The sequence below is a fragment of the Pseudomonas sp. TE12234 genome (genome assembly GCF_054061835.1).
This window is the reverse complement of record NZ_JBSSEP010000001.1, coordinates 1-12,816: the sequence shown is the minus strand read 5'-3', so window position 1 is coordinate 12,816 and position 12,816 is coordinate 1. Positions and strand designations below refer to the sequence as shown.

General features: G+C 57.8%; 12 protein-coding genes. 2 read left to right on the top strand and 10 right to left on the bottom strand.

All coding sequences use genetic code 11. The features are described 5' to 3' along the window. The 10 genes from ACVWYU_RS00060 to ACVWYU_RS00015 form a co-directional block, all read right to left on the bottom strand. A complete protein-coding gene (locus tag ACVWYU_RS00060; protein ID WP_457371611.1) occupies window positions 1-1,962 on the bottom strand; it encodes a DUF7844 domain-containing protein in 1,962 nt (653 codons plus the stop codon). Further along, the gene (locus ACVWYU_RS00055) at window positions 1,959-2,279 is read right to left on the bottom strand and encodes a DUF2388 domain-containing protein (RefSeq protein WP_090327208.1); all 321 of its coding nucleotides are present in this window, start codon (window positions 2,277-2,279) and stop codon (window positions 1,959-1,961) included. The genes ACVWYU_RS00060 and ACVWYU_RS00055 overlap by 4 nt, the downstream gene beginning before the upstream one ends. A gap of 28 nt (window positions 2,280-2,307) precedes the next feature. Beyond that, window positions 2,308-2,625, bottom strand: coding sequence for a DUF2388 domain-containing protein (locus tag ACVWYU_RS00050; protein ID WP_457371610.1), 318 nt, complete (start codon window positions 2,623-2,625; stop codon window positions 2,308-2,310). A gap of 109 nt (window positions 2,626-2,734) precedes the next feature. Continuing rightward, complete coding sequence (locus ACVWYU_RS00045) at window positions 2,735-3,055, bottom strand: DUF2388 domain-containing protein (protein WP_090327213.1); 321 nt, start codon at window positions 3,053-3,055, stop codon at window positions 2,735-2,737. Between the two features lie 333 nt (window positions 3,056-3,388). Further along, window positions 3,389-3,604 carry a DUF1127 domain-containing protein gene (locus ACVWYU_RS00040; RefSeq protein ID WP_090327215.1) on the bottom strand — a complete coding sequence of 72 codons (216 nt, stop codon included), beginning with the start codon at window positions 3,602-3,604 and terminating at the stop codon, window positions 3,389-3,391. A gap of 319 nt (window positions 3,605-3,923) precedes the next feature. Further along, complete coding sequence (locus ACVWYU_RS00035) at window positions 3,924-5,417, bottom strand: acetyl-CoA hydrolase/transferase family protein (RefSeq protein ID WP_457371609.1); 1,494 nt, start codon at window positions 5,415-5,417, stop codon at window positions 3,924-3,926. A 213-nt stretch (window positions 5,418-5,630) separates the two neighbouring features. Continuing rightward, window positions 5,631-7,064 carry an NAD(P)(+) transhydrogenase (Re/Si-specific) subunit beta gene (locus ACVWYU_RS00030; RefSeq protein ID WP_090320549.1) on the bottom strand — a complete coding sequence of 478 codons (1,434 nt, stop codon included), beginning with the start codon at window positions 7,062-7,064 and terminating at the stop codon, window positions 5,631-5,633. Next, entirely contained in the window at window positions 7,061-7,417 is a 357-nt protein-coding gene (locus ACVWYU_RS00025; protein WP_007992881.1) for an NAD(P) transhydrogenase subunit alpha, read from the bottom strand. The genes ACVWYU_RS00030 and ACVWYU_RS00025 overlap by 4 nt, the downstream gene beginning before the upstream one ends. Window positions 7,418-7,428: 11 nt before the next feature. After that, window positions 7,429-8,550 carry a Re/Si-specific NAD(P)(+) transhydrogenase subunit alpha gene (locus tag ACVWYU_RS00020; protein WP_457371608.1) on the bottom strand — a complete coding sequence of 374 codons (1,122 nt, stop codon included), beginning with the start codon at window positions 8,548-8,550 and terminating at the stop codon, window positions 7,429-7,431. 435 nt (window positions 8,551-8,985) lie between these two features. After that, on the bottom strand, window positions 8,986-9,885 hold the full coding sequence (locus ACVWYU_RS00015) for a LysR family transcriptional regulator (RefSeq protein ID WP_090327222.1): 900 nt from the start codon (window positions 9,883-9,885) through the stop codon (window positions 8,986-8,988). 157 nt (window positions 9,886-10,042) lie between these two features. Here ACVWYU_RS00015 and ACVWYU_RS00010 point away from each other — a divergent pair, with 157 nt between their 5' ends. Beyond that, a complete protein-coding gene (locus ACVWYU_RS00010; RefSeq protein WP_090327225.1) occupies window positions 10,043-11,224 on the top strand; it encodes an acyl-CoA dehydrogenase in 1,182 nt (393 codons plus the stop codon). A 13-nt stretch (window positions 11,225-11,237) separates the two neighbouring features. Beyond that, the gene (locus ACVWYU_RS00005; RefSeq protein ID WP_390957991.1) at window positions 11,238-12,458 is read left to right on the top strand and encodes a CaiB/BaiF CoA transferase family protein; all 1,221 of its coding nucleotides are present in this window, start codon (window positions 11,238-11,240) and stop codon (window positions 12,456-12,458) included. Window positions 12,459-12,816 lie beyond the last annotated feature (358 nt).

Genomic DNA, 12,816 nt, shown 5'->3' with positions numbered 1-12,816 from the left:
TTAAGGTAACTCCAGGCCACCCGCTGCCTTGTGCAACTTGCGCAAGTGCTCACCAATCTGTTTCACGTTGGCTTCATTGGCCGCCATTTCGGCTGCGCGACTCGGTTCAAGCAGTGCTCTGACTTCCTTATCCAGATCGCCGGACAGTGCCAGCAGTTGTTTCTGTCGCTGGCTGCTTTCCGATTCCAGATGTTGCGACTCACTGGGTTGTGGCAAGCCATATCCGCCGCTGCCGAGCAGTTCTGCCGGACGGCTGAGAAAGCCGCTGTTATCGAGAATCTGCCTCAGTGTTTCGTTCGCCTTGTCCATTCCACCGTTTTTCAATTCTCGAGCACCCAGGTAACGCTGTTTGACCTCGTCCTGGGCCAACAACAACTGGCGGCGAAAGCTGGCTTGTTCCAACAGGAGCAACGCTGCGCTCGTACGCAAATCAGCCTGTTCGAACCATTTGCGGCGCTCTTCGGCTTTCAAGTCGAGCCAGTCTTCTACTTTTTCCTGTTTGATCGGCAAGTGTTTTTTCAACACGTCAAACATGGCTTGATAACGATCGCGGAAGGAGTCGAAGCGATAGCCCAAACGCAGTGCTTCCCGAGGGTCGTCCAGCACGCTGGTATCCGCCAGTCCGCGCCCTTTGAGCACTTCCAGCAGACCGTTTGGCATGATGTTGTCCAGAGCAACCAACTTGGGATTGTTTGTGCCGCCACGCAGTAACTTCAACTCCTCCACAGCACAGTTATTTGAAAGGAAGAAGTAGTTACCGTCGTAGCTCCAGTGCATCTCGGCGGCACGTTCCACCACATCTTCAATCTCGCGGCGCGACAGGTTCAGCGGCACCGAGGCCAGGCTGCGCAATTCGGTCTTGGTGTATTCGTCGATCACTTGAGCCAAAGGCAGGACAAACAGACGTGACGGGTATTTGCCCACCAAGCCGTCCCAACTCGACAGTTGAACGTCGCCGACGAAGGCGCGGTAGGACAGTACCAGGTGCTGATCCAGGTCCAGTCGACAATCCGGCCCGCGCGGCCGGCCCGGTGCACAGATCACCAGCCGCAACATGCTGTGGCCCCAGCGGCTGACCCAGTTCTGGTTGGCCTCCGCCAGGAGATAGTCGACGGCGTAAACCCGCTCCGGATCTACCTGCCCCAGAGGTGTTTTGGCGAAGTCGTTACCGGCATTCAGGAACGCAAAAGTTTTGCTGCAAGTATCCTTGGCGGCGGGCGCCCAGTTGAAGTGCTCTTTGTAGTAGCGGTACAGCGATGGGCGGCGACAGGCATAGCTCGGGTCAAGGAGAAAGTACTCCATGTTGACCGCGACGAACTCCTTGGGGCTGGTTGTCTCGTAAATATCCGGACTGCGGGCGATCTGGCGGTTGTGCTGCTCGCGTTCACCGCGACGGCCAACGTATTGCTGCCATCCGGCGAGGTCGAGCAGGCGCGGGTCGTCACTGAGGGTAAAGCGGCGATCGGACTGGCCACGACATTCGTCCGGGATACCAATCAGTCCCGAGCTGTTTTGGTGCCGGGAGCAGCGCTGAATCAGTTTGCGTTCCGTCGTTGACCACAGGCGTGAACGGTCATAAATGTGGGTCAGTTCGTGCAGCACCGTCGCCAGCATCTCCCGGCGTACGGTGCCATGGGGGCGATAGGTTTTCTTGGTTGCGGCACTGCCGTCAGTGAGGCCTGCCAACAGGTTGCGATTCAAGGCGAGTTCCGACACCAGTGACGCCTCGCCGTAGGCGTTGGCGGGCATGTCGTCGGTCCAGCTGACGTCGATATGCCGGTCGAGTTGCTCGATGAAGCGCGGCGGCAGCGCCTGCATGGCTTCATCGAGCAAGGCTTGGCTGGCTTGCTGTTCGGCGGGACTCAGGCCGTCGGTCTTGAGGTGTAGTTCAAGGCCGGCATGGGCGGCGTTGCCGAACAGTAATAGTGCCCCGGCCCACAGCCAGGCAGCTGGAAGCCTCACAGCGCGAGAATGGCTTCGGCCAGAACCTGGTCACTGGCGTCGCGGGCTTCCGGTACGCGGGTGCGCAACATATCCAAGGCTGCTTCCAGATGTGCTCCACGAATGTCGCCGTTGCTGGCAACGAAACTGGCGGCGTCGTCCTGGGCTTCGCGGACGATTTTCGAATCACGGATGGAGGTGGTGGTATCGGATGTGAAATCAAGTGTGCGCTGGGTGGCACGAATCAGCATGTTACTGGTGGCAACCAGGGTATGGGCCTGGGCCACGTCGGCGAGCAGCAACAGGCCAAGGGTGGCGGCAATCAGCGGGTTACGCATGGAACGACTCCGGAGAAACTTGGGATAGCTATTGGACGAGAATTGCCTGTGCCAGTTCAAGGTCGCTGGCATGAAGTTTTGGCTGGGTTCGGCGCAGATAATTCAGGGCCGATTCCAGCTGTGCGCCTCTCAATTGGCCGTCACTGGCGATGAATGCCGCAGCGTCATCCTGGGCGGCGAGCAGCAGTTTATGGTCGAAGGGCGCCGAGGTCACCATGCTTGTGGCGTAACCACTGGCGACAGCGCCTTGTGTAGAGAGGTTGAAGGCATCGAAAGCGTGGGCCGAACCAGAGTGGATGGCCGCGAAAAATACCGTAGAGATCAACAGTTGTGAATGAAAGCGCATGAGACTCGACAGTTGCAAGTGAGTCCCAAGGCTAGCGCAAGCCCCGGTTTAGAGCCAGCGTCGCAACATTGGGACACGACTGGCGTGTCCCGCTCCAAGGTCAGTCGCTTTAGATGGTCAGAATCGCTTGCGCCAGTTGAGCGTCGGTTGCGTTCAGTTGTGGCGCCTGATGGCGGATGTAGTCGAGTGCACTTTCCAGTTTTACGCCGCGGATCGCGCCGTCAGTGGCAACAAAGCTCGCCGCGTCGTCACGGGCAGCGAGGATGATCTTGTGATCCTTGAACGACGACGAAACGACATCGGTGGTCGCATCGGACGTGGCCTTGAGCGCGTTGACGACAGCATCGGTGGTTGCGATGAAGCTGGAGGCATGGGCATTGGCAGCCACGGCAAACAGGGCTGCGGCGCTGAGCAGACGGAGACGGGACATGGTGAAACTCCTTTGGATAAATGCATTAAAAGGTGGCGCGGTGTCTGGACATTCAATTGCAAGACACTCGTTTGTCACCTGCTGGTTTTGATATTAGGCCCGTGTATAGACATTCGAACAGTGCCGTCTGTTCGGGTGGGAGGTGTTACCAGGCATACTGTACTGGTCTTATTCTATTGATAGAAAACTGTACTTGTCTGCAACATTATCTATTTTTTGACCCGTTGAATGGCCTGAAACGACAAAACCCGTCGCGGTTTCCCACGACGGGTTTTGTTTGTTCAATTCGGGTTGCTGGCGGTGGACCTTAAGGTCAGAGCCAGCGACGCTAACTTAGCGCCAGAACGGCTTGCTCAGCTCTTCGTAGCGTTGTGCTTCGCTAATACCGGCATCAGCCAGCAGACGCGAATCCAGACGAGCCAGTTGATGGCGGCTGGAGATGCGGCGCTGCCACAGCATCAGGTTGGCGATAACGCGCAGAGGCATGGAAGCCTGGGTTTTTTCAGCAGTGTTGTCGAAGAACAGATCGGAACTGAGTGTACGTTCCATGGTGGTCATCCTTCCGCTTGTGGCGGGATTAGGTAGTGGTTTAACTGGTGCCCATGATCCTCTTGTTTGCCTAGTCTCTGTAGATACAGTTCACCTGTATTGTGAGGGCTCAGTTAACTGTTTATAGGGGGTGTACTGGTCGAAATTGAGGTAACTGTACTTGCCTGCACTAATTAGGTGCATTTTTGCCGATTTCTCTTAGGGGTGTAGGCAAATGCCGTAGGAAATGACCGGTACAGCAGTACAGTTTTTGAAAGGATATTGCTGGAAGATAGCTAGCTGACGAAATTGTGTTTCCGCCAGCTGCCATCTGTACCAATTACACCCCGAGCATTTTCCCGGTTTCTTCCAGGTTGATGTGCCAGCTCAGTGCATCGCGCAGGATGTGTGGCGTATGACCGCCGAGGGCGCAAGCGGCGCAGAAGTAGTCGTTGAGTGCCTGGCGATAGTCCGGATGCACACAATTATCAATGATCACGCGAGCGCGTTCCCGAGGCGCCAGGCCGCGCAGATCTGCCAGGCCGACTTCGGTGACAAGGATGTCGACATCATGCTCGGTATGGTCAACGTGGCTGACCATCGGCACCACGCTGGAAATCGCGCCGCCCTTGGCAATCGACTTGGTTACGAAGATGGCCAGGTGCGCGTTGCGCGCGAAGTCACCCGAGCCGCCAATGCCATTCATCATTCGTGTGCCGCAGACATGGGTTGAGTTGACGTTGCCATAAATGTCGAACTCGAGCGCGGTGTTGATTCCGATGATGCCGAGGCGACGCACCACTTCAGGGTGGTTGGAGATCTCCTGCGGACGCAGTACCAGTTTGTCCTTGTAGCGTTCAAGGTTGCCGAAGACATCGGCGTTGCGACGGCTCGACAGGGTGATCGAGCTGCCTGAGGCGAAGCTCAATTTGCCGGCATCGATCAGGTCGAACGTCGAGTCCTGCAGCACTTCGGAGTACATCGTCAGGTCTTCGAAGGGCGAATCGATCAGGCCACACATCACCGAGTTGGCGATGGTGCCGATACCCGCCTGTAGCGGGCCTAGCTTGTTGGTCATGCGCCCGGCATCGACTTCCTGCTTGAAGAAGCCGATCAGGTGGTCGGCGATGGCTTGGGTGTCGGCGTCCGGCGGCAGCACGGTGGATGGCGAGTCGGACTGATTGGTGATCACGATCGCGACGATCTTTTCCGGCGGGATCGGGATGGCGGTGTTGCCAATTCGGTCATCGACCTTGACCAGCGGTATCGGCGTGCGGGTCGGACGATACGTCGGGATATATATGTCGTGCAGGCCTTCAAGGTTCGGGTTGTGCGCCATGTTGATCTCGACGATCACGTGTTTGGCGAAAATTGCGAAGCTGGCCGAGTTGCCCACCGAGGTGGTCGGCACGATATGCCCTTGTTCAGTGATCGCCACCGCCTCGATCACGGCGATGTCCGGCAGTTTCAGCTGCTGGTTGCGCAGTTGTTCGACGGTTTCCGAAAGGTGTTGGTCGATGAACATTACCTCACCGGCGTTAATCGCCTTGCGCAGCGTGCTGTCCACCTGAAACGGCATGCGCCGCGACAATACGCCGGCTTCGGTCAGCTGTTTGTCCAGATCGTTGCCCAGGCTGGCACCGGTCATCAGGCTGATCTTCAGCGGCGTGACCTTTGCTCGTTCGGCCAGTGCATGGGGTACAGCCTTGGCTTCGCCGGCGCGGGTGAAGCCGCTCATGCCGACGGTCATGCCGTCCTGAATCAGAGCGGCAGCCTCGGAAGCGCTCATCACTTTATCCAACAACGAAGGCAGGCGAATACGGTCACGGTACATGGATTGTTATCTCGGGCAACGGGTAGCAGGATGTGCAGTCTAGTGAATTTCGAAGGCCTGCGTCCCGCTACCAAGGTCGCAAAAGAGCTGTCTATTCCGGGGCTTTCAGACAAAACACCGTTACCGGATCGGTAACAAAGCTTCGATTTTTTCGACGATTTGCGCAAACAAAAACGCCCCGACGAGTCGGGGCGTTTGCGTTGCCGGGGAGGTTTACTCGACAGCCTTGACCATGTCTTCAATGACCTTTTTAGCGTCGCCGAACACCATCATGGTTTTGTCCAGATAGAACAGTTCGTTGTCCAGGCCGGCATAGCCGCTGGCCATCGAGCGCTTGTTGACGATGATGGTCTTGGCCTTGAACGCTTCGAGAATCGGCATGCCGGCAATCGGCGATTTCGGATCGTTCTTCGCCGCCGGGTTGACCACGTCGTTGGCGCCCAACACCAACACCACGTCGGCCTGGCCGAACTCGGAGTTGATGTCTTCCATCTCGAACACCTGGTCGTAAGGCACTTCGGCCTCGGCCAGCAACACGTTCATGTGGCCCGGCATACGACCGGCCACCGGGTGGATCGCATATTTCACGGTTACGCCGCGATGGGTCAGCTTCTCGGTCAGTTCCTTCAATGCATGCTGAGCACGGGCCACCGCCAGGCCGTAGCCAGGAACGATGATCACGGTGTCGGCGTTGGTCAGCAGGAAGGTCGCGTCGTCAGCCGAACCGGATTTCACCGGACGGGCTTCCTTGGCGCCTGCGGGACCGGCGTCGGCTGTATTGCCGAAACCGCCGAGCAGTACATTAAAGAAGGAGCGGTTCATCGCCTTGCACATGATGTACGAGAGGATCGCACCGGAGGAGCCCACCAGGGAGCCGGCGATGATCAGCATCGAGTTGTTCAGCGAGAAGCCGATACCCGCTGCGGCCCAGCCGGAGTAGCTGTTGAGCATCGACACCACCACCGGCATGTCGGCGCCGCCGATGGGGATGATGATCAGCACGCCCATGACGAACGCCAGGGCCAGCATCAAGGCGAAGGCGCTGAGGTTGCCGGTCAGCATGAAGGTCACGCCCAGCGCCAGTGTGGCCAGGCCCAGCAGCAGGTTCAGTTTGTGCTGACCGCTGAACTGTACCGGCGCGCCCTGGAACAGACGGAACTTGTACTTGCCCGACAGTTTGCCGAAAGCGATCACCGAACCGGAGAAGGTGATTGCACCGATAGCCGCGCCGAGGAACAGTTCCAGGCGATTACCGGTCGGGATTTCGTCGCCCAGATGCTGGACGATGCCCAGGGACTGCGGCTCGACGACAGCCGCAATGGCGATGAACACCGCGGCCAGGCCGATCATGCTGTGCATGAAGGCGACCAGTTCCGGCATTTTGGTCATTTCAACGCGTTTGGCCATGATCGAACCGGCGGTACCGCCGATCAGCAGGCCGACGATCACGTAGACGATACCGTCATGGGCCAGTTCGGCACCGAGCTTGTAGATCAGGCCGACCGTGGTGAGGACCGCCAGGCCCATGCCGAGCATGCCGAACAGGTTGCCGCGACGCGACGTGGTTGGGTGCGAGAGCCCCTTGAGCGCCTGGATGAAGCAGACCGAGGCGATCAAATACAGGGAGGTAACCAGGTTCATGCTCATGCTTGTTGCACCTCGGCCTTGACTGCTTCGGCCTTGGCTGCCGGAGCCTTTGCTGGAGCCGCTTTCTTCTTGAACATTTCCAGCATGCGCCGGGTGACCAGGAAGCCACCAAACACGTTGACCGCCGCCAGCGCCACGGCCAGGGTGCCCATGGTCTTGCCCAGTGGGGTGACGGTGAGGGCGGCGGCGAGCATGGCGCCGACAATGACGATGGCGGAGATCGCGTTGGTCACGGCCATCAGCGGGGTGTGCAGCGCAGGTGTCACGTTCCAGACCACGTGGTAGCCGACGTAGATGGCCAGCACGAAGATGATCAGGTTGTAGATACCGTGAGAGATCAGCATGTCTTCCATTGTTTTTATCCTCAGCCGTTCTTGCGCACGATCTGGCCATCGCGGCACATCAGGCACGCGGCGACGATATCGTCTTCAAGGTTGATGTCGAACTGGCCTTCCTTAGTGAACACCAGTTTCAGGAAGTCCAGCAGGTTGCGGGCGTACAGCGCCGAAGCGTCCGCCGAGACCGCGCCGGCCAGGTTGGTCGGGCCGACGATGGTCACGCCGTTTGCGACGACCACCTGGTCGGGCACGGTCAGCGGGCAGTTGCCGCCCTGGGCGGCCGCGAGGTCAATGACCACCGAGCCCGGCTTCATCTGCGCCACGGTTTCCGCGCTCAACAGCGTCGGCGCCTTGCGGCCCGGAATCAGCGCGGTGGTAATGACGATGTCTGCCTGCTTGGCGCGCTCGTGCACGGCCACGGCCTGGCGTTGCATCCAGCTGGCCGGCATGGGGCGCGCGTAACCGCCGACACCGACGGCGCATTCACGCTCTTCATCGGTCTCGTAGGGCACGTCGACGAACTTGGCGCCGAGGGATTCGATCTGCTCTTTAACCGCAGGACGCACATCGGACGCTTCGATCACTGCACCCAGGCGCTTGGCCGTGGCAATGGCCTGCAAACCGGCCACACCGGCACCGAGGATCAGCACGCGAGCGGCTTTCACGGTACCAGCAGCGGTCATCAGCATCGGCATGAAGCGCGGATAGTAATGAGCGGCCAGCAACACGGCTTTGTAACCGGCGATGTTGGCTTGCGAGGACAGCACATCCAGGCTTTGAGCACGGGAGGTACGTGGTGCAGCCTCCAGCGCGAACGCGGTGATGCCGCATTCAGCCATCTTGGCGATGGTTTCATTGCTGAACGGGTTGAGCATGCCCACCACAACGGTGCCGCGCTTGATCAGCGCCAGCTCGCTGTCGCTGGGGGCGACCACTTTAAGAATCAGCTCTGCACCAAAGGCATCGTTGGCGCTGCCAATGGTTGCGCCTGCCGCTGCATAAGCACTGTCGACAACACTGGCATTAATACCGGCGCCGCTTTGCACAGTGACCTTATGACCCTGGCCGATCAGTTTCTTGATGGTTTCCGGGGTTGCAGCAACCCGTGTTTCACCCGTCTGGGTTTCGAGAGGAACACCAATGTGCACGTCAAATCTCCTGCGTGATCTTATTGAGTAAACCCATGCACTACGGATGGTGCGGCTGGGGCGGCCGATCAGCACGATCCCGCTAAATCAGGGCGGGGCGCGGCATTTTGCAGGCGAACTTTGTGCCCTTCAAGGGATTATGACGGGTGACGGAAAATTAACTACAAGTCACCCCGTGACCGAATGTCGCAACTAACCGGGTTAATCCCTTGTAGCCCGTGCCTTTCAGGGATTTTGGTGGCTTTTCAACAATTTTTGCATCGGCCATATGAATGATGCGGCATCGCTTTCAAATAACACCTCAAAGCCACGTCTTCAGGCGCTTGTAGGACGTCTGTACTACTTTTGGCTACAGTCTGCAAAAATGCGACAAATACTTATATCTGTAGGGTTTTTATTTTGCTGACTACGGGGTCAGCTAATGGCTGTAGGCCTTTATTTCTCTAAGCTGTAGCTATGTGCCTGATTCACCAGCCAATCCCGAAAAGCCCTTAATGACGCCGATTCGACCTTTCGCTCAGGAATCATCAGGTAATAGGCCTTGATGCTGGAGAGTGCCTGGGCGTTGGCGATGACCAGGCGTTTTTCGGCCAACTCACGCTGAATCAGAAACGGTGGTATCAAGGCGATCCCCATGTCATGCATGGCTGCTTGAGCCAGCATGGAGAATAGCTCGTACCGAGGTCCTGTCATGTCGCGCGGGACATTCAGGTGTTGGGAGTCGAACCACTGTCGCCAGGCATAAGGGCGGGTGGTTTGCTGCAGCAGGGGTAATTCGGCGATTTCAGCGGCGGTCAGAACGGTCTTTTTTCCCAGTAGGCCGGGGCTGCACACCGGCAGCGGATGTTCGCCCATCAGGCGGTGGGATTCTGTACCTGACCAGTCCGCATCGCCGAAATAGATCGCGGCGTCGAAGTCGGTGTCGGCAAAGAGAAAAGGGCGTGTGCGGTTGGTCAGGTTGACCGTCACTTCCGGGTGTTTTTGCTGGAAGTCCTTGAGTCGGGGCAGCAGCCATTGGGTGCCGAAGGTCGGAACTACGGCCAACTCGATCACGTTGGCACCCTGCTGGCCCATCACGGATAAGGTATCGCGTTCCACGGCATCCAGTTGAGTGGCGACCCGGCGGCTATAGGAAAGTCCGGCCTCGGTCAGTTTGACCCCGCGTCGCGAACGTCGGAACAGTTCTACGCCGAGGAAGTCCTCGAGGCTGGCGATCTGACGGCAAATCGCGCCCTGTGTCAGCGAAAGCTCCTGTGCTGCCTTGGTAAAGCTCTCGTGGCGCGCTGCTGCTTCAAAGCTGATCAGGGCGGTGGTGCTGGGTATCTTTCTGCGCATGTACGTCAACCTCACTAATACATCGCATTATTGGCATTTCGCGACGTTTCGGAGTGAGAAATTAGCACAACAGTATGCAAAATCCTCGTTTGCCGGGAGGCCGAAGCCGGCCTAGCATCAGTCCACGTTATTTGACCTGTTTCGAGAGGACACACTCATGGCCGGTAAAGCTAGCTTCAACTGGATCGATCCCCTGCTGCTGGATCAACAGCTCACCGAAGAAGAGCGCATGATTCGCGACACCGCTGCGCAGTTCGCTCAGCAGAGCCTCGCACCACGCGTTCTCGAAGCTTTCCGTCATGAAAAGACCGACCCGGCGATCTTCCGCGAAATGGGCGAAGTGGGTTTGTTGGGTGCAACCATCCCTGAACAATACGGCGGCAGTGGTCTGAACTATGTCAGCTACGGTCTGATTGCCCGTGAAGTTGAGCGCGTTGACTCCGGTTACCGTTCGATGATGAGTGTGCAGTCTTCACTGGTGATGGTGCCGATCAACGAATTCGGCACAGAAGCACAAAAGCAGAAATACTTGCCGAAACTGGCCTCGGGTGAGTGGATCGGCTGCTTCGGCCTGACCGAGCCAAACCACGGTTCTGACCCAGGTGCGATGATTACTCGTGCTCGCAAAGTGGAAGGCGGCTACAGCCTGACCGGTAACAAGATGTGGATCACCAACAGCCCGATCGCGGACGTGTTTGTCGTCTGGGGCAAAGACGATGCGGGTGATATCCGCGGCTTCGTTCTGGAGAAAGGCTGGAAAGGTCTGAGTGCCCCGGCGATTCATGGCAAGGTCGGCCTGCGTGCATCGATCACCGGCGAAATCGTCATGGATAACGTATTCGTGCCGGAAGAGAACATTTTCCCGGATGTCCGTGGCTTGAAAGGTCCTTTCACCTGCCTGAACTCGGCTCGCTACGGCATTTCCTGGGGCGCGTTGGGTGCGGCAGAATTCTGCTGGCACACCGCTCGCCAATACACCCTGGATCGTCAGCAGTTCGGTCGTCCATTGGCTGCCACTCAATTGATCCAGAAGAAACTGGCCGACATGCAGACCGAAATCACCATGGCGCTGCAAGGTTGCCTGCGTCTGGGTCGCATGAAAGATGAAGGAACGGCGGCAGTCGAAATCACTTCGATGATGAAGCGCAACTCCTGCGGCAAATCTTTGGACATCGCTCGCATGGCCCGCGATATGCTCGGCGGCAACGGTATCTCCGATGAGTTCGGGGTCGCGCGCCACCTGGTCAACCTGGAGGTGGTGAATACCTATGAAGGTACGCATGACGTCCACGCGCTGATCCTTGGTCGTGCGCAAACCGGCATCCAGGCGTTCTATTAATAGGAGAACGGCGATGGGCGCGCTTTCGCATCTACGGGTACTGGATTTATCGCGGGTGCTGGCCGGGCCATGGGCCGGTCAGATTCTTGCGGACCTTGGCGCTGAGGTGATCAAGGTCGAGCGTCCGGGCAATGGCGATGATACGCGCGCCTGGGGGCCGCCGTTCTTAAAGGACGCCTATGGCGAGAACACCAGCGAGGCCGCCTATTATTTGTCGGCCAATCGCAACAAGCAGTCAGTCACCATCGACTTCACGCGTCCGGAGGGGCAGAAGCTGGTGCGTGAGTTGGCGGCCAAATCGGACATCCTGATCGAGAACTTCAAGGTCGGTGGACTGGCGGCTTATGGGCTGGACTATGCGTCGCTGAAGGCGATCAATCCAGACCTGATTTATTGCTCGATCACCGGGTTCGGTCAGACCGGACCTTATGCCAAGCGCGCGGGTTATGACTTCATGATCCAAGGGCTTGGCGGGCTAATGAGTCTGACGGGTCGACCGGAAGGGGAAGAAGGCGCGGGGCCGGTAAAGGTCGGCGTGGCGCTGACGGACATTCTGACCGGGCTTTATTCGACGGTGGCGATCCTGGCGGCGCTTGCGCACCGGGATCATGATGGCGGCGGTCAGCATATTGATATGGCGCTGCTGGATGTTCAGGTGGCCTGCCTGGCTAACCAGGCGATGAACTACCTGACCACAGGCAATGCGCCGAAGCGCTTGGGTAACGCTCATCCGAACATCGTGCCTTATCAGGATTTTCCTACGGCGGATGGCGATTTCATCCTGACCGTAGGTAATGATGGGCAGTTCCGCAAATTCGCCGAGGTGGCTGGTCAGCCGCAATGGGCAGATGATCCGCGATTTGCTACCAATAAGTTGCGGGTGGCTAACCGCGCAGTGCTAATTCCACTGATTCGTCAAGCGACGGTGTTCAAGACCACTGCTGAGTGGGTGGCACAACTGGAGCAGGCGGGGGTTCCGTGTGGGCCTATCAATGATCTTGCGCAGATGTTTGCGGACCCTCAGGTCAAGGCGCGTGGGTTGGCGATTGAGTTGCCGCATGTATTGGCCGGGATGGTGCCGCAAGTAGCGAGCCCTATTCGATTGTCCGAGACGCCCGTGGAGTACCGTTATGCGCCTCCGCTGCTGGGAGAGCATACGTCGGAGGTTCTGCAGCGGGTGTTGGGGCTGGATGCTGGTGTAGTGGCGGCCTTTAAAGAGTCTGGAGTGCTCTAGGGCTTCCTTCTATATAGAGCGCTGGTTTGACTCCCCCTTGCTACGGGGGAGGAGCGGGCTGTTTCCTCCCTTCCGTAAGTAATTGATATAAAAACCAAATCAGTGCTTGACGGCAGATTCTGGAGGCCTATAATTCGCCCCACTTCCGGCGCAGTCGAAACGGAAAACTCCTTGATAAACAATGAGTTATGAAGTTTTCGGCAGCAGGTTGCTTCAGGTCATCGAAGCGCGAAGGAAGTTGAAAAAGAGGTGTTGACAGCAGTGAGTAACGCTGTAGAATTCGCCTCCCGCTGACGAGAGATCGAAAGCGCAAGTGGTTGAAGTTGTTAAGGATTCCTTGAAAACTTCTGAAAATAAT

Bases quoted from the DNA above. Each gene is read 5' to 3' on its own strand.
- ACVWYU_RS00010 (WP_090327225.1), top strand. From the start codon at position 10,043: ATGGCCGGTAAAGCTAGCTTCAACTGGATCGATCCCCTGCTGCTGGAT.
- ACVWYU_RS00035 (WP_457371609.1), bottom strand. From the start codon at position 5,417: ATGTACCGTGACCGTATTCGCCTGCCTTCGTTGTTGGATAAAGTGATG.
- ACVWYU_RS00055 (WP_090327208.1), bottom strand. From the start codon at position 2,279: ATGCGTAACCCGCTGATTGCCGCCACCCTTGGCCTGTTGCTGCTCGCC.
- ACVWYU_RS00025 (WP_007992881.1), bottom strand. From the start codon at position 7,417: ATGGAAGACATGCTGATCTCTCACGGTATCTACAACCTGATCATCTTC.
- ACVWYU_RS00050 (WP_457371610.1), bottom strand. From the start codon at position 2,625: ATGCGCTTTCATTCACAACTGTTGATCTCTACGGTATTTTTCGCGGCC.
- ACVWYU_RS00030 (WP_090320549.1), bottom strand. From the start codon at position 7,064: ATGAGCATGAACCTGGTTACCTCCCTGTATTTGATCGCCTCGGTCTGC.
- ACVWYU_RS00045 (WP_090327213.1), bottom strand. From the start codon at position 3,055: ATGTCCCGTCTCCGTCTGCTCAGCGCCGCAGCCCTGTTTGCCGTGGCT.
- ACVWYU_RS00015 (WP_090327222.1), bottom strand. From the start codon at position 9,885: ATGCGCAGAAAGATACCCAGCACCACCGCCCTGATCAGCTTTGAAGCA.
- ACVWYU_RS00005 (WP_390957991.1), top strand. From the start codon at position 11,238: ATGGGCGCGCTTTCGCATCTACGGGTACTGGATTTATCGCGGGTGCTG.
- ACVWYU_RS00040 (WP_090327215.1), bottom strand. From the start codon at position 3,604: ATGGAACGTACACTCAGTTCCGATCTGTTCTTCGACAACACTGCTGAA.